Below are 23,456 nucleotides of genomic sequence, written 5' to 3' on the forward strand. Positions count from 1 at the left end.
TACGGATCGGGCATGAAAGTCATAATCTGCGGCGCGGGCCAGGTCGGCTGGCAGATCGCCCGGCACCTCTCGGGTGAAAAGAATGACGTCACGATCGTCGACATGAACGGCGACCTGATCCGGCGGGCGACCGATGCGCTGGATGTGCAGGGGATCACCGGGCATGCCTCTTACCCCGATGTCTTGGACCGCGCGGGCGCCCGCGATGCCGACATGATCATTGCCGCCACCCATTCCGACGAGGTCAACATGGTGACCTGCCAGGTGGCCCATTCGGTCTTTGCGGTGCCGCGCAAGATCGCGCGGCTACGTGCGCAATCCTATCTCACGGCGATCTATTCCGACCTCTACCGGCGCGATCACATGCCCATCGACGTGGTTATCAGCCCTGAACGCGAAGTGGCGAATGCGGCGCTTCAACGACTGGCGGCGCCCGCGACCTTTGACACCGAGAGTTTTCTCAAGGGGAAGGCTCAGCTTCTGGGGATCACGCTGGAAGAGGATTGCCCGGTTCTCAATACCCCACTGCGTCAGCTTAGTGAGTTGTTTTCGACGCTGCGCGCGGTGGTGGTCGGTATCCGCCGGGAGGGCACGCTATTCGCCCCCGAGCCGGGCGATCAATTGTTTGCAGACGACCAAGTCTACGTCTTTTCCCATCTCGATGACGTGAATCGCACGCTGGAAATCTTTGGAAAGTCCACCAAGCGGCAGGAACGGGTGGTCATCATCGGCGGCGGCAATGTCGGCCTGTCTGTCGCCCAGGCACTGGAACGTCAGGAACACCGCATCCGTGCCAAGGTCATCGAGTATGATCGCCGCCGCGCGGAAATGGCGGCCGATGCGCTGGAACGGACCATCGTGCTGAATGGCGACGGGCTGGACATGGCGCTGTTGCAAGAGGCAAATATCGAGCGCGCCGACGCGGTTCTGGCGGTGACAGACGATGACAAGACCAACCTCCTGGCCGCGGTACAGGCCAAGATGGCCGGCTGTCCGATGGCGATCTGTCTGGTCAACGAACCTTCTTTGGTGCCGCTGATGGGGCCACTGGATGTCGATGCCTATATCAACCCGCGCGCGACCACGGTCAGTTCGATCCTGCGCCATATACGCCACGGGCGCGTGCGCGGCGTTTATTCCATCGGCGATGCCGAGGCCGAGGTTCTAGAGGCGCAGGTTCTGTCAACCTCGCCCATGTGCGGCAAACGCATTGCGGATATCGACTTTCCCGAGGGGGCGCTGGTTGGTGCCGTTCAAAAGAACGACAAGGTGATCCGCCCGACCGGCAGCACCCGTATCGAAGAGGGTGACATGATCGCGATATTTGCGCTGGCCGACGATGTGCCAGCGGTTGAGCGGCTTCTTCAGGTCTCGATAGATTTCTTCTGACCCATGGGCCGGTTGTCTGACCTTCCGTTTCTGGTGATCCTGATGGCGGCGGGGGCGTTGTCGATGTTCGTGCCGGTTGTCGTGGCTGTCGCAATGGGCGAATGGTCGGCCGCACGCGGGTTCTTTTACGGGGGCCTGATGTTCAGCGCGCTGAGCGTGCTGATCGGCATCGCCACGATCAACAACCCGGTCAGGAACCAGGGCCGAAGTCATCTGCTGGCGATGTTGGGGTTTTACACGGTTCTGCCGCTGATGCTTGCGGTTCCGATGACAGAGGCGGTGCCGGGTCTGCCCTATCTCGACGCTTATTTCGAGATGGTCTCGTGCCTGACCACGACCGGGGCCACAGTGTTCGACGCAGGTTTTGATCCGGGTGCGGCGGTGCATGTCTGGCGCGCCCTGGTGGGCTGGATGGGGGGGTTCTTTCTCTGGGTGACGGCGATTGCGATCCTTGCCCCGATGAATCTCGGCGGGTTCGAGGTGACCGCCGTGCCGGGGGGCGTCACGGGGCGGGCCCATCCGCGCCCTGCCGCCTCGACCACCGCGGCCGATGCGCGCGAACGCCTTGTCCGGTTCGGCCGACAGCTTGCCCCGGTCTATACCGGGCTGACCGCCAGCTTGTGGGTGCTGATGCTTCTGGCCGGCGAGGGGCCGCTTGTGGCGGCTTGCCACGCGATGGCGGTGCTGGCGACGTCTGGTATCTCGCCCGTCGGGGGGATCGAAGGCGGCGCAAGCGGTCTTGCCGGCGAGTTCATGCTGTTCTGGTTTTTTGCCTTTGCCTTTTCGCGGCGCACCTTCATGTTCGATTTCCGCCCCGAAAGCTGGCGCGCCCTTTGGGGCGACCTGGAATTTCGCATGGGCATCGCCATCGCCTGGCTTGTCACGGCCTTCCTGATCGCGCGGCATTGGATGGGCGCCTACGAGGTTTCATCCGATGACAATACGTTTGCCGCGCTCGAAGCGCTTTGGGGGGCGGTGTTTACCGTCACGTCCTACCTGACCACCACCGGGTTCAACTCGGTCGAGTGGACGGCGGCGCGCGAATGGTCGGGGCTGCCGTCGGCGGGGTTGATCCTGGTGGGACTGGCCGTCTTTGGTGGTGGCGTCGCGACGACGGCGGGCGGCGTCAAGCTGTTGCGCATCTATGCTCTTTACAAACATGGCGTGCGAGAAATGGAAAAACTGATCTATCCCAGTTCGGTCGGCGGCGCGGGCGCCTTTGCCCGCCGCATTCGCCGACAGGGGGCCCAGATCGCCTTTGTCTTTTTCATGCTGTTTGCCCTGTCCGTCACGGTTGTAATGGTGGCTCTTGGCGCGGCGGGACTCGAGTTCGAGGCCGCGATGGTTCTGACGGTTGCCGCGCTTACGACCACCGGCCCGCTGGCCGCCGCAGCGGCCGAGCCAGCGCTGAGTTATGCGGCCCTCGGGGACGGGGCAAAGATGGTGCTGGCCGCCGCCATGGTGCTGGGGCGGCTTGAGACCCTGGCGATCATCGCGCTTTTGAACCCTGAATTCTGGCGCCCTTGACACGCGATGCCGATTTTCCCGGTAAAGACCTGACAAGAGGGCTGGAATCTCGGGCGACCTCGTTTCATACTCGCCGTGTAGGGAGACGGCTGTCCGCCGAGGGGCAGGTTCAGACAACAAGGGCAAGAACAAATGGCTGCCGACAAGCAGAATCTTCAAGACGCATTTCTTAACCACGTTCGCAAGACCAAGGTTCCCGTGACCATTTTCCTGATCAACGGGGTCAAGCTTCAGGGTGTCATCACCTGGTTCGATAATTTCTGTGTTCTGCTGCGGCGGGACGGGCAGTCGCAGCTTGTTTACAAGCATGCGATTTCCACCATCATGCCGTCACAGCCGATCAACCTGTACGACGGTGAGGATTGAGCGCGTCCGAACTTGAGGAGCATGGCCCAAGCGTGACACGCGCCTGGGTTCTGCATCCCGACATTACATCTGACCGTGCGCGTCGCGCTGCAGGGCCTGCCCTGCAAGAGGCCATCGCGCTTGCAGAGGCTTTGCCCGGTCTCGAGATCGCGGGGTCCGGCGTGGTGCCCTTGGCCAAGGCGCGGCCGGGCTATCTGTTCGGATCGGGCAAGATCGACGAGCTGGGCGCCCTCTTTCGCGATGCTGAGGTCGAACTCGTGCTGATCGACGGGCCGGTGACGCCGGTGCAACAGCGCAATCTCGAACGCGACTGGAAGGTCAAGATCCTCGATCGCACGGGGCTGATCCTGGAGATCTTTGCCGACCGCGCACGGACCCGCGAGGGCGTGTTGCAGGTCGAACTGGCGGCACTTTCCTATCAGCGCACGCGGCTGGTGAGGGCCTGGACCCACCTTGAACGCCAGCGCGGCGGACTTGGCTTTGTAGGCGGTCCCGGCGAAACCCAGATCGAGGCCGACCGCCGTGCCATCGACGAGGCAATCACGCGCCTGCGCCGGCAATTGTCCAAGGTGGTCAAGACCCGCGATCTGCACCGCGCCGCTCGTCGCAAGGTGCCTTTCCCAGTGGTGGCATTGGTTGGCTATACCAACGCCGGCAAATCCACGCTGTTCAACCGGCTGACCGGTGCGCAGGTGCTGGCCAAGGACATGCTTTTTGCCACGCTCGACCCCACGATGCGCGCGGTTACCCTGCCGTCCGGGCTAAAGGTGATCCTGTCCGATACTGTTGGCTTCATTTCAGAACTTCCCACGCAGCTTGTCGCGGCCTTTCGCGCCACGCTCGAAGAGGTGCTCGAGGCCGATCTGATCTTGCATGTGCGCGACATCGCCCATTCCGGGACAGAGGAACAGGCCGAGGACGTTCGCGCGATCCTGTCAGAACTGGGCGTTGCCAGCCAGACGCCTGTGATCGAGGTGTGGAACAAGACCGACCTCGTTTCGCCCGAGAATCGCGCCGCACTCGAGGCCCTTGCGGCCCGTCACGAGGGTGTTCTGACGCTATCGGCCTGGACTGGTGAGGGGATGGAGCCACTATTGGCTGCGGTGACAGCCGCATTGGACGATGCGCGCAGCCGAACCGAACTGTTCCTCGGCTTTGATGAGGGAAGGAAACGCGCCTGGCTGTTCGAACAGGGCGTGGTCGAGGACGAACGACCACAGGAGAACGGATATCGTCTGAATGTCAACTGGACAGCGCGGCAGCAAAGCCGGTTCCGCGAGATGTAGATCGCTGTCGGCACATGACGGTCACGGCTCCGGCCTTGCAGCTCGAAGAGGCGCTGCGCCGGGGGTCTGCTCAGTCATGCGCCGGGATAAGACGGCTTGTCCCTACCGCGGCGGCACGGGCGAGATCAGGGTCAAGCGTCATCGGTATATATTCCCCGCGCCGCCACAGTTCCCCCAAGTCATCGTAATGTCGGCTAAGCGGATGGCCCGATTGCCCGGTTGCGATGATGAAGACAGAGCTTTCGGGATCGGCAAAGTCATAGACGCCACGATAGCCCGCCCCATGCACGTTGACAAACGGATCAGGCGCGGTGCCGCGGGTCAGGCCCCGGTTGAGCGTGTTGTCCCCGCCCGACGTCGGCTGGCGGATGTTGACTATCCATTTCAGCAGCGGCGTTTCGCCAAGGACCTGGTGCATGTGAAACGCCTGATGGGCCTCGCCCCAGCGCAGCGCCTCAAGCTGGCCGCCATAGGTCTCGTCAAGCCACAACAGCGCCTCGTCCAGTGCGCGCCGGGCGATCTCGGTGCATGTCTCGGTTGCGCTGGATTGGCGGATGTCGCACCATTGCCCGGCGCCGTCGACGTTGCGAAAGACCCGTTCGACAAACAGCGGTTCGACATGGGTAAAGGTATCGGCAAGCGGGCCAAGCTCGTCCCGGATCAGTCTGTCCTGTAAACGCCTCAGCCATGCCGCATAGATCAGCGGTTCGGGTAGGTGCTCGTTCATCTCGCCGTTCCACTCGGCCAGCAGTTCCAGCGCACGTTGGCGGCGGCGTTCGGGGCTGCCGGCGGGGGCGGGGTCACCGGTGAACCACAAATCGCGCCCGATAAGTGGCAACAGCGAACGCGCGGTAAAAGATACCGCGTCAAGCTGCGCCTCGATAAAGCTTTCGCGGGTGTGAACCTCGCGGCTTTCCATCAGCCTTTTCCAGCGCTGGATGCGTTGCGTGTCGCCCCAGTGATAGCTGACATGCAGCGGAAAGGGGCGGTCGACCAGCTTGTTGTTCGTGTTTCCCAGTATGCCACCCTCGGGGTCGAGCACGCGCGGGTTGGCGGCGTAGTTCAACCAACCTTGCCACCGGTTTTCCGCGCGCCAGCCGGGCACGGGCAGGCGGCCCATGCCCTGGTTTGCGGCCTGGCGACGGGGCATCGCGCCGATCATCTGGATCGCGATACGTTCGTGATCGACCACGGTCAGGTTCTGCGACGGCGCAATGAAGAGCCGTCCGGCCTCGATCGCCTGGTCGACGTCCTGGGCGCGCATGATCCCGATCGCCGCGCTCATCGAGGTGTCCGCGCCCGACAGCAATGTCCAGCCAAGCGAGGTCACATGCCCCGGCGGCGTGATAGAGGCGAGGTCGTAATGGCCGCCCGGCAGAACGGGGCCGTTCTCTGTCCATCGTAGGGTGATGGTCACGGGGTCGGAATCGGCAACCTTGATGATGGTGCGCCGCGTCTCGAAGGGCTTGTAGCCCTCGGGCGTGAGATACTCGTCTGGGTTTTCGGGGTTGAGCCGTTCGAGGAACACGTCTTGATCGTCGAGATAGGACGAGGTGATCGCCCAGCCCAGCATGTCCGAGCGCCCGGCCAAAACCGTGGGAATGCCTGGTATCGTGCCGCCGATCACCGCCCCCGAGGACAGTTCGATCCGCGCCAGGTACCATGGCGAGGGCGCGGTAAAGCCCAGGTGTGGATCGTTGGCTAGCAGGCTGCCGCCGGCGGCTGCACGACGCGGGGTTGCGGCCCAGGCATTGGAGGCGCCTGCCAGCGCGCGAGCAGGGAAGGGCGAGAGCGGGCCCTCGGCCATGCGCGTCAACGGCGCGCTTGACCGCGTCACACCCGGGGCAATCGCGGCATAGTCGATCGCCATCACCCCCGCGCCGGGCGCATCGGGCATGAGATCGCGAACGCGGTTCCCGTCGATCAGCAGGGACAGGCGCGCGCGCAACACCTCTTCCTCCAGGTGGGCTGAAAGCTGAAGGCCCATGAGCTTGACCAGGGCGAGTGAATCGGCGGGCTGCCAATAGGCCACCTCTGGATCGAACAGGAAGAATTCCGGTGCCCCGCGCCCCATCGCCTTAGCGTTGACCGTGGTGATCCAGGCATTGACACCGCGGGCATAGGCGTCAAGCGCTGCGCGCGTCTCGGGATCTTGCGCCGCCACTGATTTCTGCGCCAGGCCATATAGGTCAAGCCGCCGGATCAATTCGTCTATTTTCAAAGTGCGTTCACCGAACAATTCGGACAGCCGGCCCTGGGCGGTGCGCCGCATCATGGTCATCTGCCAAAGACGGTCTTGCGCATGGGCAAAGCCCAGCCCAAAGAACACGTCCGCGTCGGTTTCGCCGAAAACATGCGGGACACTCGCGTTGTCGCGCACAATCTCAACCGGCGCCTCAAGGCCCGCAAGCGTATACTCTGCGTCATAATCAGGCAGCGATCGCGAAGCGAGGTAATAGACCGTCGCCACCCCCAGCCCTACGGCGGCGACCGCAATCACGAAAAGCCGCAAAAGCCAGCGGAAAAGCATCGCCATGTCTGACCCGTTATTGACGCCCTGAACCCAGCCGTTAGGTAAGTGCAAAAGGCAGCACATGCAATCAGGGGGGGCAATGGCCAAAGTCGCGTTTCTGGGTCTTGGCGTCATGGGCTATCCGATGGCCGGCCATCTTGCCGCGCGGGGGCACGAGGTCACCGTCTACAACCGCACTGCCGCAAAGGCCGAGAATTGGGTGGCCCTGCATGGTGGCCGGGCGGCGTCCACCCCGGCAGAGGCCGCTTCGGGCGCCGAGTTCGTGATGGCTTGCGTGGGAAATGACGATGATCTACGCGCGGTCTGCACGGGCGAGACCGGCGCGTTCGCGGGGATGTCCGAGGGGGCGGTCTTTGTCGATCACACCACGGTTTCAGTCGTGGTCACGCGTGAAATGGCACTGGCCGCTGCCGCGGGAGGGATCGCTTTTCTTGACGCGCCCATCTCTGGTGGACAGGCGGGGGCGGAGAACGGCCAGCTTGTGGTCATGTGTGGCGGCGACTCGGCAGCCTATGCCAGTGCCGAGCCGGTCATCGCGGCCTATGCCAAGTTGGCGCGTCGGATGGGCGAGACCGGGACGGGACAGTTGACCAAGATGGTCAACCAGATCTGTATTGCCGGGCTGGTTCAGAGCTTGTCCGAGGGGTTGCATTTCGCCGAAAAGGCTGGGCTGGACGGTCGCGCCGTGGTCGAGGTGATCGGTGGCGGGGCAGCCGGTAGCTGGCAGATGCTCAACCGTTACGAGTCCATGCTGGATGACATGTTCGAGCATGGCTTTGCCGTGGACTGGATGCGCAAGGATCTGGGCATCTGCCTGGAAACCGCCAACGAGACCGGCGCCAGCCTGCCGGTTACTGCGCTGGTCGACCAGTTCTACAAGGATATTCAAAAGATGGGAGGCGGGCGCTGGGATACCTCCAGCCTGGTCAGGCGGCTGCGGGCCATGGGCTGAAGGGTGTCGGGACAACGAGCAAGGCCCGGCGGGTGCCGGGCCTTGTCCATGTCTTTACATTCACCACCCGCCCGGTGGTTTTCAGGGCATCAGCCGTGAAACATAGCCGGGCAGGGCAAACGCACCTTTGTGGACGGCGGGGGTGTAATAGTCCGTCTCGATACCAGCGGCGGCATAGCGTGCCTCGAGCTGTTCGAGGCTGACCTGCCCGGCATCGCCATCCGTCCCCCAGCCAAAGGCCATTGGTCCTCCCGCATAGGTCGGGATCGTGGCGAGATAACACGACCAGTCGGCAAAGAGCGCCTTGAACGCGCGCATCGTATTGGTGAGTTCGTCCCCCTGCATGAAGGGCACGCCATTCTGGGTGACAAGGATGCCACTTTGATTCAGCGCACGCTTGGCATGGCCGTAGAACGTGTCGGTGAACAACACCTCGCCCGGTCCGATGGGGTCGGTCGAATCAACGATTATGACGTCGAATGTCTCGGCGGTGGTGCGAATGAAGGCCGCGCCGTCGTCGATCACGAGGTTCAGACGAGGATCGTCAAAGGCGCCCGCGCTGAGCATCGGCAGGTAGTGTTTCGAAAAATCCACTACGCCCGCGTCGATCTCGACCATGGTGACATGCTCGATCGTGGCATGGCGCAGAACCTCGCGTGCCATGCCGCCATCGCCACCGCCGATGATCAGCACGCGGCGCGCCGCCCCATGCGCAAGGATCGGCACATGGGTCATCATCTCGTGATAGATGAAATTGTCACCCTCGGTGGTCTGAACAACGTCGTCCAGCGTCAGCACCCTACCAAAGGTTCCATTCTGGAAAACCTTCAGCCGCTGATGCGCGGTTTCGCTGTCATACAGCATCTCGTCCACGCGCAGGGATTGCGCGTAGTCGGGATGCAGACTTTCGCGGACCCAGGTTGTCATGCTGCCTGGCTTTCGGAAACCAGCCCGTCGCCGCGCAGCAGTTCCTGCACGCGCACGTCCTGCGTGCCGAAGGCGCGCTTGAGCACATCGACCGCCCGCCAGGGGTTGGCATCGCCGCACATGAACACGTCGAAGGCGCCATAGCCGATTTCCGGCCAGGTGTGGACCGAGATGTGGGACTCGGCCAGAACGGCGACCCCGCTCACGCCCTGCGGGGTGAACTTGTGGGTGTGGATGTGCAGCAGGGTCGCGCCGCATTCGTCCACGCAGTCGCGGAACGCCTGGTCGATCCGGGCCTCGTCGTCCAGGCCGTGGCCGTTGACCACCTCGATGATCAGGTGGGTGCCGGCAAAGACCCGGCCATCGCGGCGGATGAAATGATCCTCGCGGTCCTCGTCGAAAACGTCACGAGTCGTATTTGCGGCCGCAAGGCCGCGGGTATCTTCCGCATGGGCGCCTGTCTCCAGACCGATCCCCAGTTGGAAGAGGTTGGCGTCAGTCATGGCGCGCCCCTTCTTACCAGCAGATTGAATCCAGTCGGTTCCTTAGCGCCCCCCCGGTATCTGCCGAAGTTGGGATCGGTTCCGATCGTGTGGGGGGCACCTAAGGGGTTCGGATGAGTCGTTCAAGGGAAGATTTCGTGACAGGCCGGATTTGTGGCCGCGCGGGATTTATCGCATTCAGATGCGTATCGATTGTTCAATGTTTTGGGGTATTTTGATACCGATTTTTTAAGGTATTGAAATACAATAACAAGTTGGAAGGAAAGGCCCTTGACTGCGTGCGCCAAATCCTTAGAACTGCGCCATCCCGAATGGGGCCGCGTCGATATGGCCAGCCTCTGGACCTTTTTCCGATAGGGCAGAAACATGAAAACCTACACCGCTACCCCGGCGGATATCGAGAAGAAATGGATCGTGATCGACGCCGAGGGCGTCGTTCTCGGCCGTCTCGCCTCGATCGTCGCCATGCGCCTGCGTGGCAAGCACAAGGCAACCTTTACCCCGCACATGGACATGGGTGACAATGTCATCGTCATCAACGCCGACAAGGTGCAGATGACCGGCAACAAGCGCGCCGACAAGAAATACTATTGGCACACCGGTCATCCCGGCGGGATCAAGCATCGCACCGCCGCCCAGATCCTTGAGGGCGCCTATCCCGAGCGTGTCGTGACCGCCGCGGTCAAGCGCATGCTGCCGGGCAACCGTCTGTCGCGCAAGCAGATGACCAACCTGCGCGTCTATGCCGGGGCCGAGCATCCGCACGAGGCACAGAACCCCGAAGTGCTGGACGTAAAGTCCATGAATAAAAAGAACACCCGGAGCGCATGATGGCCGAAGAAATCAAATCCCTCGACCAGTTGAACGAGGCCGTTTCCGGCGAGGCTTCGGTTCTTGTCGACCTGGACGCCCCGCGCGAACCCGTTCGTGACGAGTTTGGCCGTTCCTATGCCACCGGCAAGCGGAAAGATGCAGTCGCCCGTGTCTGGATCAAGCCCGGTTCGGGCAAGGTCACGGTGAACGGTAAGGAAATGCGTGCCTATTTTGCCCGCCCGGTGTTGCAGATGATCCTGCGTCAGCCGTTTCAGGTGGCGGGCGTGGTCGATCAGTTCGACGTTCAGGCCACCGTCAAGGGCGGCGGTCTGTCGGGCCAGGCCGGTGCGGTCAAGCACGGCATTTCCAAGGCGTTGCAGCTTTACGATCCCGCTCTGCGCGGCGCATTGAAAGCCGCCGGCTTCCTGACCCGCGACAGCCGTGTGGTGGAACGCAAGAAATTCGGCCGCCGCAAGGCTCGTCGGAGCTTCCAGTTCTCCAAGCGCTGATCTGGCGTTTCGAATACGCATCGGGGCCGCGCGTTTTCGCGCGGCCCTTTTGCTTTTTTCTATCGCTCGGGGAGGCGGTGCATCAGCACCAGCGCCGAGGCAACCGCCAGGAACGTGCCGGTTGCCAGAGGACGGGGGGTGCCGTCGAAAAGCTGTCCCACGGGCAGGGCAAGAATTGCCGACATCACTGTGGATAACGCCCCGATGATCGAGGCAGCCATGCCCGCGATATGGCCCAGCGGCTCCATGGCCAGGGCGTTCAGGTTGCCCACGGTCAGCCCGAGCATTCCAAAAATTGTGATCGACCAGATCACATAGGCCGGAAATTCTGCCCAGGGGGCCAAGACACCTGTCCACAGCGCGATCATCATAGCCGCCGACAGGCCAGTCTGCACGATCAGCGTGACACGGATCAGGAACCGCATCCCCAGCTTGACGACCAGCATGGCGTTGAGAAAACTCGCGCCGCCCGCGATAAACGCGATCAGGCCGAACCATAGCGGAAAACCGTCGCCGCGCCCGAAATACTGGTCGAACACCTGCTGGGTCGAGGTCAGGAACATGAACAGCACCGAAAAGATCAACGTCTGAACCAGCGTCGCGGTGCGTGCGACGGGATCTGCAAACACCTCGCCTGCGGCCGCTCTCAGGGGGGCCGCCGCGAGTGGGCGGCGGTTGGTCGAGGGCAATGTTTCGGGCTGACGCAGTGCAAACCACCCCACCGAGAACAAGGCGAAGACGACAAAGGCGCCGAAAATTCCGCGCCAGCCAAAGAACAGGATGACCAACGCGCCGATGCTGGGTGCCAGGGCGGGCAAAAGGGTAAAGATCATCATTACAAAAGACACGATCCGCGCCATGTCGCGGCCGGAATAAAGATCGCGGACGATCGCCAGGCCAACGACCCGCGGCCCCGCTGCGCCAAAGCCTTGCAGGATGCGCCCCGCAAGCACCAGCTCAAGGGTCTGCCCGATACCGGCCATCAGCGCGCCCGCCACGTAAAGTGCCGAACCGCCCAGGATCACCCGCTTGCGCCCCAAAGAGTCCGACAGCGGCCCCGCGATCATTGTGCCCAAGCCCATCCCGGCCACGAAAAACGTCACGACGAATTGTGCGTGGTTGATGTTCTCGGGGGTTAGTTCGGCACCGATCCGGGGCAGGGCGGGCAGCATCGCGTCGATAGAAAAGGCGACCGTCGCATACAAGAGCGCGATCATCGCGATGAACTCTGTCCGCGAAAGGCGCCGGGTGTTCATTCTTTCGTCCTTTCCGGGGGAGGGAGTGCCCTCGTTTTGCGTCAGGGCCGCCCCCCGCACCAGCCGAAATGCCGAAAGACGGTCAATTCGGTTGTCCGGTGGTCACTGAAGCCTCTGCGGGGCCTGCGCGTGCCCCTTTAGCTCTGCAATCACCTTTTCCCACAGCGCGGTGGGCTGCGCCCCGACCACCACATGGGTATTGGCCAGAATGAACGTGGGAACGCCCGTTACGCCACGTTCTCGTGCATGGATGTCGCTGTCACGGATCGTATCGGCATCCGCTTCGCTGGCCAAAAGGCGGGTGATCACCCCTACGTCCATTTCCGCGCGTTCGGCAATCGCCGTCAGAACAACGACGTCGCCAATATCCTGCCCGTTCTGGAAATAGGCCTCGAACAGGAAGGATACGACTGCCTGCTGCCGCCCCTCGATCCCGGCCCAGTGGATCAGCCGATGCGCATTCAGCGTATTGGGGGTGCGGCCGATTGCGGCGAAATTGATCACGAGGCCGGCATCGCGGGCGTGTTGGTCGATCTCGGCATAGATCTTTGTGGCCTCGGCCCTGCCGCCGAATTTCGCCTCGAGATAAGCGCGCCGATCCATGCCCTCCGTGGGCATGTCGGGATTCAACTGGAACGGCAGCCAATTAATCGCGAAGGGATGATCGGGATGGCGCATCAGCGCATCATCCAGCAGGTGTTTGCCGATAAGGCACCATGGGCAGATCGGATCGACAAAGATATCAAGCGCGATCATGTCCGGCCTCATAGCGTTGGCGGATCAGGCGCCGGTTCAGCTTGCCGTTGGCACCCTTGGGCAACTCGTCCATGTGGACGTAAAGCCGGGGCTGTTTGTAACGCGCCAGCCGTTCTGCCGCGAAGGCGTGCAGCGCCTCGTCCTCGGCGCGCTCGCCGGTATAGAAAGCGGCGATGACTGTGGTGTCGGCCTTGATGGCGATCTCGGTCGCGGCGACCTCGTGGATTGCCGGGTGGTCCATCAGGGCGCGCTCGACCTCCAGCGGCGAGACCCGAACGCCGCCTGCGTTCAGCATGTCGTCGGTGCGTCCCAGGTAGGTGATCGCGCCATCCTCTGCCATCTGGACCATGTCGCCGGTCAGGAACCATTCGCCGTCGAAACGGTGCTTGGCCTCGGCCTCGGCGCGTAGATAGCCCAGCATCAGGCCGGGATCGCGGCCGGATACGGCAAGTTGCCCCGGTTCGCCACGTTCGACCGGCCGGTGACCTGGGTCCAGCACGGCGAGGCGACGCCCCGGTTGCGGATAGCCAGAGGCGCCCGGCGGCGCGGGCCGCGCCGGGCTGCCCGAGATGAACGTTGAACATTCCGACATGCCCAACGCCTCGTAGACCTCGGTGCCGGTGGCCTCGATCCATGCGGCGCGGGTGGCTTCGGGCAGTTTCTCGCCTGCCGACAGGCCATGGCGCAGCCGCGGCAGCACCACCTGAGGAAAGTCGCGCAGCATCGGTCGGTAAACACCGGGTGCGGCGGCAAAGATCGTGGCGTCAAAGCGTTTGAGGAGCAGTGGCAATTGCGCCGGCCGCACGCCGGGGGCGGGGATCAGGGCGGTCGCGCCTATAGCCCAGGGATCCAGAAGGCCCGTGCCCAGAGTATAGGTCCAGTTGAAGGCGCCCGCGTGCAGCAACCGGTCGTCCTTGGTCAGACCGTACCAGCCGTCCCACATCATCCGCCGCGCCCAGACCGCGCGATGGGCGTGGATGACGCCGCGCGGCCGGCCCGAGGTGCCCGAGGTATAGACGACATAGGCGGCCCGCTCCGGGTCTCCCATGACATAGTCGGCAGGCGAGGCCTCGTAAAAGGTGCGCTGTCCGGCGATATCCAGAACCGGTGCATCGCAGTGGTCGGGCAGGGCGATATTCGGCCCTGCCAGGATTGCACCCGGTTGCACCTCGGCAGCCAGTTTCGTGATCTCGGGGCCAGTCAGTTGCGCCGAGGTCGGCACCGGTATGAGGCCAGCCGCGATTGCGCCCAAGAATCCGATGGGGAACTCGACCCCGTTGCCCAGGCGTAGCAGGACATGCGCGCCGGGTTGCAGCCCCATCTCTGTCAGACCAGTGGCCAGTCCCCGCACCGCGGCGGCAAGGCGGGCATAGCTCCACCGGTCCGCGCCATGGGGGCCGACGATGGCTAGCGCGACCTTGTCAGGATCGGTTTCGGCCGCGGCCAGGACATGGGCGGCGAGGTTGAACGGGGCGGGGCAGGGGGACGGGGCCCCTTCGTCGAAAAGCGCTTGCATGATCCGGGTGCTAGCCCCGCGGCCTTGCGGTTGCAAGGGGCAAGCACTAGACCGTTATGTCATGGAGGAGATGCGCGAACACAGCCTGATCCACGTCGTCCGCGCCAGCGGCACCGATGCCCCGCCCGAGGCGGTCGACCTCGGCCAGAGGGTGCGCGAGCTGCGCACCGAAAAGGGCTGGACCCTCGAACAGGCCGCCCAGCACGCAGGGCTTGCCCGTTCGACGCTGTCAAAGATCGAGAACGCGCAGATGTCGCCGACCTATGATGCGCTGAAAAAGCTGGCCACGGGCCTTGATATTACCGTGCCACAGCTTTTCACGCCCCCGCGCGCTGCGCATGGCGGCGGGCGCATGGCGGTGACGCGCAAGGGCGAGGGCGCCAGCCATGCCACCGCCACCTACGAGCACGAGTTGATGGCCGGCGCCCTCAGCCAAAAGCGGATGATGCCTTATCGCACTCGAATCCGGGCCCGTGACATGGCCGAGTTCGACGGCTGGGTGCGCCATGCGGGCGAGGAATTCCTCTATGTTCTGACCGGTGTCGTGCAACTTTATACGGAATTCTACGCTCCTGTAGAGATGCGCCGCGGCGATAGCGCCTATTACGATGCCGAGATGGGGCATAACGTGATCTCGCTCAGCGAAGAGGATGCCACCGTGCTTTGGGTGACCTCGCTGGAGTGATCGGGGCTATGCCGGTTCCGGCCTCGCCGTCAAGGCCACTCGCGACTCATGTGGCCGCGGGCTTGATCACTGGTTCCATTTCGGCCAGCACGTCCGCGGAAAGGTGGCACTTGATCCGATGCCCTTCGCCCAGGGGGATGTCCGGCGGTAAAACGCGTTCGCAAAGCCGGCCCGGCACACGGTCCTTCCAGCGGCAGCGGGTTTGGAACGGGCAGCCCGGCGGCGGGTCCATCGCTGAGGGAATATCGCCCTCCAGGACGATCCGGGTCTTTTGCAAATGTGTATCGGCAATGGGGACTGCAGATAGCAGTGCCTCAGTGTAGGGGTGGTATGGGGGGGCGAAAACCTGCTCTGTAGCGCCGATCTCGACCACGTGGCCGAGATACATCACCATCACCCGGTCACTGAGGTAACGCACGATAGACAAGTCGTGGCTGATGAACAGAAGCGTCGTCTTTCGTTCGCGTTGCAAGTCCATGAGCAGGTCGGCGACAGCCGCCTGAACGCTGACATCGAGCGCCGACACTGGCTCATCCGCCACCACGATCCGCGCGCCCCCCGCAAAGGCCCGCGCGATCCCCACCCTCTGTTTCTGTCCGCCCGACAATTGTCGGGGCCTGCGGTTTGCAAAGTCGCGGGGAAGTTTCACGAGGTCCAGCATTTCCAGCATACGCGCGCGCCGCTCTGCATCGCTGCGGCCTATGCCGAATACCTCGAGCGCGCGCATGATCTGAGTTCCTACGCTCATCGAGGGGTTCAACGTGTCGAACGGGTTCTGAAACACCATCTGAACATCGGCAACAAGGGCGCGGCCGCGCTTGTGGATCGGCTTGTCCTGGATTTCGCGACCATCCAGCGTGATCTTGCCGTCGGTGGCGGTTTCCAGCCCCATCAGCACCTTGGCGAAGGTGGATTTGCCGCAACCGGATTCGCCCACGATGGCCAGTGTCTCGGCCTCGCGCACATCGAAACTGAGCGTCTCGTTTGCCTTGACTACCCTTTTCCCGCCCGATCCGAACAAGGTATTGGGCGTGACCTCATAATATTTTCTCAGCCCTTCCATTTCCAGGACAACCTCGCCCACCTGCGCGCGCGCGGCCCTGTCCGGGGCCTGGAGGGGCTGGTTCCAGTCGATCTCGCGGAACCGCACGCAGCGGGTTTCGTGCCTGTCCTTGCCGGGCACGGGCGCCATGTGAAGGTTTTGCGCATCGCAGCGGCCAGCTTCGAAATAGGAACAGCGCGGACCGAAGTTGCATCCGCCGGGCCGGTCGTGCGGCAGGGGGAAATTGCCCGGGATCGCCACCAGGGGATGCCTGATCTTGTCCGCGCCGGGCCTCGGGATCGAGCGGAAAAGAGCCTGTGTATAGGGGTGGCGCATGTCGTCGAACACGTCCTTGATGCTGCCGCGTTCGACCGCCTCGCCGGAATACATCACGCAGACCCTGTCGCAGACCCCCATCACGAGGCCGAGATTGTGGCTGATGAACAGCATCGAGGTGCCATATTTGCGGCCCAGGTCCCTGACCAGGTCGACGATCCCCGCTTCGACGGTAACATCCAGCGCGGTGGTGGGTTCGTCGAGGATCAACAGCGAGGGTTTGGACATAAGCGCCATGGCTATCACGATGCGCTGTTGCTGCCCTCCTGAAAGCTGGTGGGGATAGGCATTGAGGATGCGGCGTGGATCGGGCAGGCGCACATCCTCGAGCATTCGCAGAGCCATCGCGCGCGCCTGTTTCGCGGACAGGCCCCCGTGGATCATGGGAACTTCCATCAATTGGCGACCGATCTTCATGGCCGGATTCAGGCTTGCCATCGGTTCCTGGTAGATCATCGCGATTTCGCAACCACGCAGGTCGCGCAATTCCTCGCGGCCAAGCTGGGCCAGGTCGCGCCCCTTGAACCTTATCGTGCCACCGACGATGCGCCCATTCGTGCCCAGGTCCTGCATTACGCCCAACGCCACGGTGGACTTGCCGCAACCGGATTCTCCGACCAGGCCCACCGCTTCGCCGGGTTGGACGGTGAGAGAAAAATCCATCACCGCCGGGATTTCCCGCGCGCGGGTGAAAAAGCTGATCGAGAGGCTGTCAATCTCCAGGATCGGGCCGTCAGCGTCGGTTTTTCTCATGGCGCGGTCCTTTCGGAGGTGGCCGTGATTTTTCCGTATAGAGTCGGCATCGTGCTCAATCTTTCAGGCTTTCTTCGCGCAGACCGTCGGCCAGAAGGTTAAGCCCAAGAACAAGGCTCATGATCGCGACGGCGGGGACGAGCGGCGGGAAGGGAAAGACCTGCAACAAACCTCGCCCCGCATTGATCGAACTGCCCCAGTCGGGGCTGTCAGGCGGCAGCCCGAGCCCAAAAAAACCAAGCGTCCCCAAAAGGATCGTTGTATAGCCGATACGCAGGCAGAAATCGACCAGCAGCGGCCCGCGCGCATTGGGCAAGATTTCCCACAGCATGATATACCATGCGCCCTCGCCGCGGGTCTGGGCGGCGGCCACGTAATCGCGGGTGCGTATATCCAGCGTCAGGCCGCGCACGATGCGAAACACGGTCGGCGAATTGACGAAGACCACAGAAACGAAGACGATCAGCACGCCGTCGGGGATCGAGATCAGCCCCAGCGGGTCGGCATCCCAGGCCAGCCCCAGATACAGCCAGCCGCCAATAAGAAACGTCAGCCCGACCAGGATGTTCCGCCGCATCGGGTGGGTGCGATAGCGCGCGTTCCACAGGATCACGAGAAAGATGATCGGAAAGAGAAACAGCACGGCCGCCATGTAGGCCGGAACCCCCATCTCCACGATCTCGGGTGTGACGAGCAAGAAGAACAGCAGGATCACCGGGAAGGCCATCACGAGATTGGCGGCAAAGGACAGGATCGAGTCGAACCGACCGCCAAGGTATCCCGCTGGCAGCCCCAGTACGATCCCCACCATGAAGGCAAAAAGGGTAGCCGCCGGCGCGATTGCCAGCACCACCCGCGCACCCGCCACCATGCGCGAGAACACGTCGCGTGCCAGCATGTCGCCCCCCAGAAGGTAATGATCGAACTGTCCCTGCGCCGGATTGGCCAGCGGTGTGCCCGGCGCCCTGTTCTTCATTCCAGGCAGAACGTCGCGCACAGGGTCGAAAGTCACGATCATTTCGGCGAAAACGGCAGTAAATACCCAGAACAAGACCAGCCCCAGCCCGATCATGCCCACCGGGTTGTCAAACAGATGACCATAAAGGCCCAGGCGTCTCCGAAACGCGAAAGACAGCGCAAAGGTCAGCCCCAGTGCGATCCAGACCGGCAAGAACCGGGTCGAAAGATATCCGATGATCCCCTTTTGATCGGGCGGTAAAAGAATGCCGCCGACAAGATAGGCCAGCGCGACCACGACGAGGGCGCCCAGTGCCAGGGACAGCCCCCCCCGCGTGAGGCGATATGCAAGGGGGCTGTGGCGTGCGGCGGTGCCCGGTGCGTGTTGCAACCGCTGCCCGGCGGTCAAGAGCGCGACGAACATATGCGCGATGGCCGCGATCCCAAACGCCAGCACGGCCGCCCCGATCGCGGGGTTCAGCCATGGCCCAAGCGCGCCAGTCCAGCTCAGCTGTTCCATCGACATTCTCCGGTCACGATACACGGATGCGCGGGTTGAGCAGCGCATAGCCGATATCGGAAATCAGCTGTGTGACCAGCACCACGACAACGGCCACGACCGATACCGCAAGCAGCAGGTCGATATCGTTGTTCTGTGCCCCCTGCACCAGCGCGTCACCGAAGCCGGGATATACGAATAGCGCCTCGACGATGACTACCCCGGTCAAGAGCCATGGAAATTGTAGCATTACGATTGTGAAGGGCGCGATCAGGGCGTTGCGCAGGGCGTGGCGCAAGACGATGTCGCGAAACTTGACACCCTTCAGGCGCGCGGTGCGGATGTATTGCGCGGTCATCACTTCGGCCATGCTGGCCCGGGTCATCCGAGCGATATAGCCCATGCCGTAAAGCGCGATGGTCGCGACCGGCAGGGTGAAATTCTCGAATGTGATGCCGTTCACCGCGGACTTGGCCGAACCGGTGAACCATTTTAGCCCGACCGCCGATGATGCGAAGACCACCACGAACACGACACCCGAGACGTATTCCGGCGTCGAGGTCGATGCGATGGAGATGGTCGATAGCGTCCTGTCCGTGACAGAGCCTTCGCGCATCCCGGCCAGAACCCCGAAGATCAAGGCCAGCGGAACCATTGTAGCGAAGGCCCAGAACATCAGAACTCCTGTGCGCGCCAGTCTCTCGGTGACAAGGTCGGAAACGGGTACGCGGAACTTCGTGGAATAGCCCCATTCTCCTTGCAACACGCCGCAATAGCGCGGGACGCGCTCGATGCTGGTCGACCGCACGCCCCGCAGGCAGCGCCCGCCGACCACGTTGCCCGCGGCATCGGTCGCGACCGATGCGGGCACCACGCCCAGCCATTCGCCATAACGTCGCAGGATCGGCGCGCTATAGCCATTGCGCTCCAGCCAGCTATGCACCTCGTCATCGGTGATGCGGGTGCCGGCCTGGGTCTTGGCCAGCTTTTCGAGGTTGGGCGGCAGGTTGGTCAGCGCGAATACGATCAGCGTCATGCACAGCGCCGTCAGCACCATCACGCCCAGCCGGCGCAGGATGAAGAGAGCCATCGGCCCCTCCTGTCATGTCTCCCCAGGCGCCGGTGCCCGGTCCAATGTGCCGGCCCTTGCCAGAAAAACGGGGGCAGGCGCAATGCCTGCCCCGTCCTGCCCTGAACGCGGGCGATCAGGCCCAGCCGAGATGGTGGATGTTGATCTCGAATTTGGGATGCATCTGCGCGCCAACCAGGCCGGGTTTGTAATGACGGTAAAGCGAGCGGAAATAGGGTATGATCGCTATGCCCTCGTCCACCATCATCTGTTCCAGCCTTGCCATGATCGCCTTGCGGGTTTCGCTATCGGCTATCGCGGTTGCCTGGTCCAGCAGCGCGTCGAACTCGGCCGACCGAAAACCGGTCTCGTTCCAGGCAGCAGTCGAGCGATAGGCCAGGTTCAGTGTCTGGATACCGGTTTCGCGATGGTTCCAGTTGGTCGAGGAAAAGGGGTATTTTGTCCAGTCGTTCCAGAAGGTCGAGCCCGGCATCACGGTGCGCTTGACCTTGAACCCCGCGTCGCGCAACTGCGCGGCCACCGCGTCGGTGGTGTTCTTGCGATAATCGTCGTCGATGGACACCAGTTCATGCTCGAACTCCATCATGCCGGCCTCGTTCATCAGGCGGCGGGCCTCTTCGACGTTCTTTTCGTGGGGCGCAATCTCGGCATGATCCGGATGCACACCTGGGGCGACATGGTAGTTGTTGTTCGACTGCTGTCCGCGGCCCGATATCCCCAGTTCCAGGGGAACCGCATTGTCCACCGCAAGCGCAAGCGCGCGACGCACGCGGACATCGGCATAGGGCCGGATGCCGTTTACCTCGGCCTCGCGGTTGGGGCGGATGACGACGGTGACCGAGGTGCCGACCTCGCTTTCGACCCAGCCGATCGAGGTAAAGATGTCGATGAAATCCGATACCATCTCGAAGGTCATGTCGAATTCGTCAGCATCGGCCCCGGCCAGCCAGGCAGAGGGATCGGTGCCGTAATCGAGAAACTCGACACGGTCGAGCCAGGCCTCGCCCCAATAGGTGTGGTCGGGGTTTTTCACCATGACAATGCGTTCGCCGACTTTCAGTTCCTCGATCATGTAGGCGCCGGTGCCGATGCCATGATCGGTCAGGGCCTCGCCGATCCGGTCCTTGGGCACGATCGCCGCCGGATAGTCGGCCATGCCGAACATCAGCGTCCCGTCCGGGGTCCTTGGCTTGACCTTCACGGTGTGACTGTCCACGATTTCCACCGTGCCTTCAGCCGCCTGGCCGTCCGAAATCAGCGAGGCCATGCGCGCGGCCATCGAGTTGCCCTCAACCGATTCATCGCACCAGCCGATGATGTTCGCGGCCACATCCTCGGCGGTAAAGGGCGTACCGTCGTTCCAGTTCACGCCCCTGCGGACGTTCAGCGTGTATTCGGTGGCATCATCGTTGGCCGCCCAGCTTTCCAAGAGCATCGGGCGCAGGGTTCCGTCGCGCTGAACCTCGACGAGGTATTCGATCACGCCGCGGCTTACGGCGGACATTTCCGACCAGTCGTAGATGCGCGGATCTTTCAATTCGAGGCAGTTCATCTGGATACGCAGCGTTCCCCCCATCCGTGGCACAGGTTGCGCGCGGGCCGGGAAGGACGTGCCGATCAGCCCGTAGGCCGCCGATGCGCTGACGCCAAGCGCGGTGGCCCGGCCCAGGAATTCGCGGCGGCTCATCTGGCCCTTGGTGACCTCGCGGGCATACATCCGGGCGGCGGGGTGGATATGGGTCTTCATTCGGGGGGTCTCCCTGGTATCGCGTTGAGGATGGGGCCGCGGTCATGGCCGAGGCGAATCCGCCCGGCGCCGTGGGCCTGCATGGGGCCATTCATGGTTGGATCTGCAATGGCACGCCCTCGCGCCGCATTTGGCGGGAAAACGACATTTGGTGACAAGGCAAACGATATCGCCCCCGTTTTCAACCGCAAGCTCAACGGCCCGACCTCAGACGGCCCGGCGGAACGTCAGGGGTGATTGCCCGGTGCGGTCATGAAAGACCCTGGTGAAATAGGCCGGCGAGGCATAGCCAAGTGCCGTGGCGATCTGGTTGACCGGCGCGCGGGTATCGGCAAGCAGGCGGCGCGCCTCGCTGATCTTGCGTTCGCTCAGCAGTTCAGACGCGGTGCGTCCGCAGGTCTGCTTGCAGACCCGCGTAAGGTGCGTCGGCGTCACCCCGAGCGTCGCCGCGTAACCCGAAACAGACTTGTCGGTGCGGAATTCCTTTTCTACCAGCGCCGCAAAGCCCGCAGCCAGACGACGCGCCGATTCCGGGGTGGTTATGGTTTCCTCGGCATCGGCGATACGCCGTTCCAGCCAGACCGATATCAGGCCGGCATGGTGTTGGATCGCCCGTTTCGCGGCGGGTTTGCGCCCCTCCAGTTCTCGCTGAAGACTTTCCAGCAGTATGGTGAATTCGCCTTGTACCATGCCGTCACGGATACGCAGGTGATGGGGTGTTTCGGGCAGGTCGGTGTCCGAGCCAGCCGAGAACATGACCGCGGTGCCGTAGACCTGGCTCGTGACCTCGAAGCTGTGCATCGTATGTGCCGGGATGAAGATCGCGTTATGTGAGCCATAGCCGCGGGTGACGCCGCCCACGGTAATCCGTCCTTGTCCGCGGGTGATCCACAACAACTGCGGCGCGGAATAGCTTCGCATTGCCTGCACGCGCCATTTGCTGCCCTGGGTCAGGCGCGAGACCGGGATCAGGCGTATCTCGGGAAACAGTGACATTGCGGCGGCTCCGGGCGCGGATCGGTCGTGATTTACGATGCCCCGATTCGCGGCCTTGGGTAAAGGAAACCATGTTGTAATCCTGCGGATTTTTCCATTCATCCATCCGTCGCTTGCCAGTCGGGAACAACACGCTCCCACTGTTTCAGCCGCGCGCGAAACCAGGTGCGCTGCCGCTTCGCGTATTGGCGCGAGGCGATTTTGGCCGCGTCAATGGCGGCCTCAAGCGTCGTCTCGCCGCCGAGATGCGCGACCAGTTCCGGCGCCCCTATGGCCTGCGCGGCCTGGCGTCTTGCGTTCCAACGGGGCAGTGCGGCGCGGACCTCTTCCAGTGCGCCCGCGGCGATCATCGCGTCGAACCGCGCCGCGATGCGGGCGTTGATCGCGTCGCGCGGGGCCTCGATCACCAGCGCCTGCGCTTGGTTAAGCGGCAACAGCGGCGCCGGGGTGGCGTCTTGCCAGTCAGCCAGTCCGCGCCCGGTCGCCTGCAACACCTCCCAGGCACGTTGTACACGGCGAGGGTTGGCCCGGTCGATACGCCCCGCACTCGGGGCGTCTAGTTCTGCAAGCAATGCCTCAGCGCCCCGCGCGGCCAGCCGGGCCTCTGCCTCTGCGCGGATATCGGGGGGCGTGGCCGGGATCTCGGCCAGTCCCTCGGTCAATGCGTTGAAATAAAGTCCGGTGCCACCGACGATGATCGGGCGGGTGTCGCCCGACAGGATCGGTGCGATCTCGCGCAGCCAGTGCCCCACGGAATATTCCGCATCGAAGGGCACATGGCCATAAAGCGCATGTGGATGTTCAGTCTCTTGCGAAACCGTGGGCCGGGCGGTCAGGATGCGCCAGGTCGAGAATACCTGTAACGCATCGGCATTCACGATCACGCCGCCCTGCGCGCGAGCAATCGCCATGGCAAGCGCGGATTTGCCGCTTGCGGTGGGGCCGGCGATCAGCACCGGGCGCGCTGGGTCGAGAGGGGGGATATCCATGAATGCGCCCGATGTGTTTGGTCGTTGAA

General features: G+C 63.1%; 20 protein-coding genes. 8 read left to right on the forward strand and 12 right to left on the reverse strand.

All coding sequences use genetic code 11. The features are described from left to right. Nucleotides 1-12: 12 nt before the first annotated feature. The 4 genes from trkA to hflX all read left to right on the forward strand — a co-directional run bounded on the left by trkA (nucleotide 13) and on the right by hflX (nucleotide 4,568). Nucleotides 13-1,389 carry a Trk system potassium transporter TrkA gene (trkA, locus tag EV663_RS03145; RefSeq protein ID WP_132950292.1) on the forward strand — a complete coding sequence of 459 codons (1,377 nt, stop codon included), beginning with the start codon at nucleotides 13-15 and terminating at the stop codon, nucleotides 1,387-1,389. Between the two features lie 3 nt (nucleotides 1,390-1,392). Further along, entirely contained in the window at nucleotides 1,393-2,916 is a 1,524-nt protein-coding gene (locus EV663_RS03150; protein WP_132950293.1) for a TrkH family potassium uptake protein, read from the forward strand. 132 nt (nucleotides 2,917-3,048) lie between these two features. Continuing rightward, nucleotides 3,049-3,282: an RNA chaperone Hfq gene (gene hfq / locus EV663_RS03155; protein WP_081535796.1), complete on the forward strand. Its 234-nt coding sequence runs from the start codon at nucleotides 3,049-3,051 to the stop codon at nucleotides 3,280-3,282. Next, nucleotides 3,279-4,568, forward strand: a complete 1,290-nt coding sequence (gene hflX, locus EV663_RS03160) for a GTPase HflX (RefSeq protein ID WP_243697855.1) — start codon at nucleotides 3,279-3,281, stop codon at nucleotides 4,566-4,568. The genes hfq and hflX overlap by 4 nt, the downstream gene beginning before the upstream one ends. Nucleotides 4,569-4,638: 70 nt before the next feature. Here the strand turns inward: hflX and EV663_RS03165 are convergent, their stop codons facing one another. Further along, nucleotides 4,639-7,104, reverse strand: a complete 2,466-nt coding sequence (locus EV663_RS03165) for a penicillin acylase family protein (protein ID WP_132950295.1) — start codon at nucleotides 7,102-7,104, stop codon at nucleotides 4,639-4,641. A 76-nt stretch (nucleotides 7,105-7,180) separates the two neighbouring features. On the opposite strand from EV663_RS03165, the gene EV663_RS03170 reads away from it, so the two are divergent. Continuing rightward, a complete protein-coding gene (locus EV663_RS03170) occupies nucleotides 7,181-8,053 on the forward strand; it encodes an NAD(P)-dependent oxidoreductase (protein ID WP_132950296.1) in 873 nt (290 codons plus the stop codon). 81 nt (nucleotides 8,054-8,134) lie between these two features. On the opposite strand, the gene speE is transcribed toward EV663_RS03170, so the two are convergent. Both speE and speD read right to left on the reverse strand, forming a co-directional pair. Then, nucleotides 8,135-8,980, reverse strand: coding sequence for a polyamine aminopropyltransferase (gene speE / locus EV663_RS03175; RefSeq protein ID WP_132950297.1), 846 nt, complete (start codon nucleotides 8,978-8,980; stop codon nucleotides 8,135-8,137). Further along, complete coding sequence (gene speD, locus EV663_RS03180) at nucleotides 8,977-9,483, reverse strand: adenosylmethionine decarboxylase (RefSeq protein WP_132950298.1); 507 nt, start codon at nucleotides 9,481-9,483, stop codon at nucleotides 8,977-8,979. Before speD ends, speE begins: the two co-directional genes overlap by 4 nt. 366 nt (nucleotides 9,484-9,849) lie before the next feature. Here speD and rplM point away from each other — a divergent pair, with 366 nt between their 5' ends. Next, nucleotides 9,850-10,314, forward strand: a complete 465-nt coding sequence (rplM, locus tag EV663_RS03185; RefSeq protein ID WP_132950299.1) for a 50S ribosomal protein L13 — start codon at nucleotides 9,850-9,852, stop codon at nucleotides 10,312-10,314. Then, nucleotides 10,314-10,805 (forward strand): 30S ribosomal protein S9, encoded by a 492-nt coding sequence (rpsI, locus tag EV663_RS03190; protein ID WP_132950300.1) that lies wholly within the window; start codon nucleotides 10,314-10,316, stop codon nucleotides 10,803-10,805. Before rplM ends, rpsI begins: the two co-directional genes overlap by 1 nt. Before the next feature lie 59 nt (nucleotides 10,806-10,864). Here the strand turns inward: rpsI and EV663_RS03195 are convergent, their stop codons facing one another. The 3 genes from EV663_RS03195 to EV663_RS03205 all read right to left on the reverse strand — a co-directional run bounded on the left by EV663_RS03195 (nucleotide 10,865) and on the right by EV663_RS03205 (nucleotide 14,333). Beyond that, nucleotides 10,865-12,061 carry a multidrug effflux MFS transporter gene (locus EV663_RS03195; RefSeq protein ID WP_132950301.1) on the reverse strand — a complete coding sequence of 399 codons (1,197 nt, stop codon included), beginning with the start codon at nucleotides 12,059-12,061 and terminating at the stop codon, nucleotides 10,865-10,867. 102 nt (nucleotides 12,062-12,163) lie between these two features. Then, a complete protein-coding gene (locus EV663_RS03200; RefSeq protein ID WP_132950302.1) occupies nucleotides 12,164-12,817 on the reverse strand; it encodes a DsbA family oxidoreductase in 654 nt (217 codons plus the stop codon). Further along, on the reverse strand, nucleotides 12,804-14,333 hold the full coding sequence (locus EV663_RS03205) for a class I adenylate-forming enzyme family protein (RefSeq protein WP_132950303.1): 1,530 nt from the start codon (nucleotides 14,331-14,333) through the stop codon (nucleotides 12,804-12,806). The genes EV663_RS03200 and EV663_RS03205 overlap by 14 nt, the downstream gene beginning before the upstream one ends. 70 nt (nucleotides 14,334-14,403) lie before the next feature. Here EV663_RS03205 and EV663_RS03210 point away from each other — a divergent pair, with 70 nt between their 5' ends. Further along, complete coding sequence (locus tag EV663_RS03210) at nucleotides 14,404-15,018, forward strand: helix-turn-helix domain-containing protein (RefSeq protein ID WP_425057107.1); 615 nt, start codon at nucleotides 14,404-14,406, stop codon at nucleotides 15,016-15,018. A 46-nt stretch (nucleotides 15,019-15,064) separates the two neighbouring features. Here the strand turns inward: EV663_RS03210 and EV663_RS03215 are convergent, their stop codons facing one another. The 6 genes from EV663_RS03215 to miaA all read right to left on the reverse strand — a co-directional run bounded on the left by EV663_RS03215 (nucleotide 15,065) and on the right by miaA (nucleotide 23,427). Continuing rightward, nucleotides 15,065-17,149 (reverse strand): dipeptide ABC transporter ATP-binding protein, encoded by a 2,085-nt coding sequence (locus tag EV663_RS03215; RefSeq protein WP_132950305.1) that lies wholly within the window; start codon nucleotides 17,147-17,149, stop codon nucleotides 15,065-15,067. A 55-nt stretch (nucleotides 17,150-17,204) separates the two neighbouring features. Next, on the reverse strand, nucleotides 17,205-18,626 hold the full coding sequence (locus EV663_RS03220; protein WP_132950306.1) for an ABC transporter permease: 1,422 nt from the start codon (nucleotides 18,624-18,626) through the stop codon (nucleotides 17,205-17,207). Nucleotides 18,627-18,639: 13 nt separating this feature from the next. Further along, nucleotides 18,640-19,695: an ABC transporter permease gene (locus EV663_RS03225; protein WP_132950307.1), complete on the reverse strand. Its 1,056-nt coding sequence runs from the start codon at nucleotides 19,693-19,695 to the stop codon at nucleotides 18,640-18,642. A 115-nt stretch (nucleotides 19,696-19,810) separates the two neighbouring features. Next, nucleotides 19,811-21,442: an ABC transporter substrate-binding protein gene (locus tag EV663_RS03230; protein WP_132950308.1), complete on the reverse strand. Its 1,632-nt coding sequence runs from the start codon at nucleotides 21,440-21,442 to the stop codon at nucleotides 19,811-19,813. A gap of 207 nt (nucleotides 21,443-21,649) precedes the next feature. Further along, nucleotides 21,650-22,438 carry an AraC family transcriptional regulator gene (locus EV663_RS03235; protein ID WP_132950309.1) on the reverse strand — a complete coding sequence of 263 codons (789 nt, stop codon included), beginning with the start codon at nucleotides 22,436-22,438 and terminating at the stop codon, nucleotides 21,650-21,652. Nucleotides 22,439-22,536: 98 nt separating this feature from the next. Next, nucleotides 22,537-23,427: a tRNA (adenosine(37)-N6)-dimethylallyltransferase MiaA gene (gene miaA / locus EV663_RS03240; protein WP_132950310.1), complete on the reverse strand. Its 891-nt coding sequence runs from the start codon at nucleotides 23,425-23,427 to the stop codon at nucleotides 22,537-22,539. Nucleotides 23,428-23,456: the final 29 nt, after the last annotated feature.

Origin of the sequence: Rhodovulum bhavnagarense, from assembly GCF_004343505.1 — a bacterium.
In the GTDB taxonomy this organism is placed as follows: Bacteria; Pseudomonadota; Alphaproteobacteria; order Rhodobacterales; family Rhodobacteraceae; genus Rhodovulum; species Rhodovulum bhavnagarense.

What these genes read in the sequence shown, in the direction of transcription:
- trkA (WP_132950292.1), top strand. Translation starts at nt 13, where the DNA reads ATGAAAGTCATAATCTGCGGCGCGGGCCAGGTCGGCTGGCAGATCGCC.
- EV663_RS03150 (WP_132950293.1), top strand. Translation starts at nt 1,393, where the DNA reads ATGGGCCGGTTGTCTGACCTTCCGTTTCTGGTGATCCTGATGGCGGCG.
- hfq (WP_081535796.1), top strand. Translation starts at nt 3,049, where the DNA reads ATGGCTGCCGACAAGCAGAATCTTCAAGACGCATTTCTTAACCACGTT.
- EV663_RS03165 (WP_132950295.1), bottom strand. Translation starts at nt 7,104, where the DNA reads ATGGCGATGCTTTTCCGCTGGCTTTTGCGGCTTTTCGTGATTGCGGTC.
- EV663_RS03170 (WP_132950296.1), top strand. Translation starts at nt 7,181, where the DNA reads ATGGCCAAAGTCGCGTTTCTGGGTCTTGGCGTCATGGGCTATCCGATG.
- speE (WP_132950297.1), bottom strand. Translation starts at nt 8,980, where the DNA reads ATGACAACCTGGGTCCGCGAAAGTCTGCATCCCGACTACGCGCAATCC.
- speD (WP_132950298.1), bottom strand. Translation starts at nt 9,483, where the DNA reads ATGACTGACGCCAACCTCTTCCAACTGGGGATCGGTCTGGAGACAGGC.
- rplM (WP_132950299.1), top strand. Translation starts at nt 9,850, where the DNA reads ATGAAAACCTACACCGCTACCCCGGCGGATATCGAGAAGAAATGGATC.
- rpsI (WP_132950300.1), top strand. Translation starts at nt 10,314, where the DNA reads ATGGCCGAAGAAATCAAATCCCTCGACCAGTTGAACGAGGCCGTTTCC.
- EV663_RS03195 (WP_132950301.1), bottom strand. Translation starts at nt 12,061, where the DNA reads ATGAACACCCGGCGCCTTTCGCGGACAGAGTTCATCGCGATGATCGCG.
- EV663_RS03200 (WP_132950302.1), bottom strand. Translation starts at nt 12,817, where the DNA reads ATGATCGCGCTTGATATCTTTGTCGATCCGATCTGCCCATGGTGCCTT.
- EV663_RS03205 (WP_132950303.1), bottom strand. Translation starts at nt 14,333, where the DNA reads ATGCAAGCGCTTTTCGACGAAGGGGCCCCGTCCCCCTGCCCCGCCCCG.
- EV663_RS03210 (WP_425057107.1), top strand. Translation starts at nt 14,404, where the DNA reads ATGCGCGAACACAGCCTGATCCACGTCGTCCGCGCCAGCGGCACCGAT.
- EV663_RS03215 (WP_132950305.1), bottom strand. Translation starts at nt 17,149, where the DNA reads ATGAGAAAAACCGACGCTGACGGCCCGATCCTGGAGATTGACAGCCTC.
- EV663_RS03220 (WP_132950306.1), bottom strand. Translation starts at nt 18,626, where the DNA reads ATGGAACAGCTGAGCTGGACTGGCGCGCTTGGGCCATGGCTGAACCCC.
- EV663_RS03225 (WP_132950307.1), bottom strand. Translation starts at nt 19,695, where the DNA reads ATGGCTCTCTTCATCCTGCGCCGGCTGGGCGTGATGGTGCTGACGGCG.
- EV663_RS03230 (WP_132950308.1), bottom strand. Translation starts at nt 21,442, where the DNA reads ATGAAGACCCATATCCACCCCGCCGCCCGGATGTATGCCCGCGAGGTC.
- EV663_RS03235 (WP_132950309.1), bottom strand. Translation starts at nt 22,438, where the DNA reads ATGTCACTGTTTCCCGAGATACGCCTGATCCCGGTCTCGCGCCTGACC.
- miaA (WP_132950310.1), bottom strand. Translation starts at nt 23,427, where the DNA reads ATGGATATCCCCCCTCTCGACCCAGCGCGCCCGGTGCTGATCGCCGGC.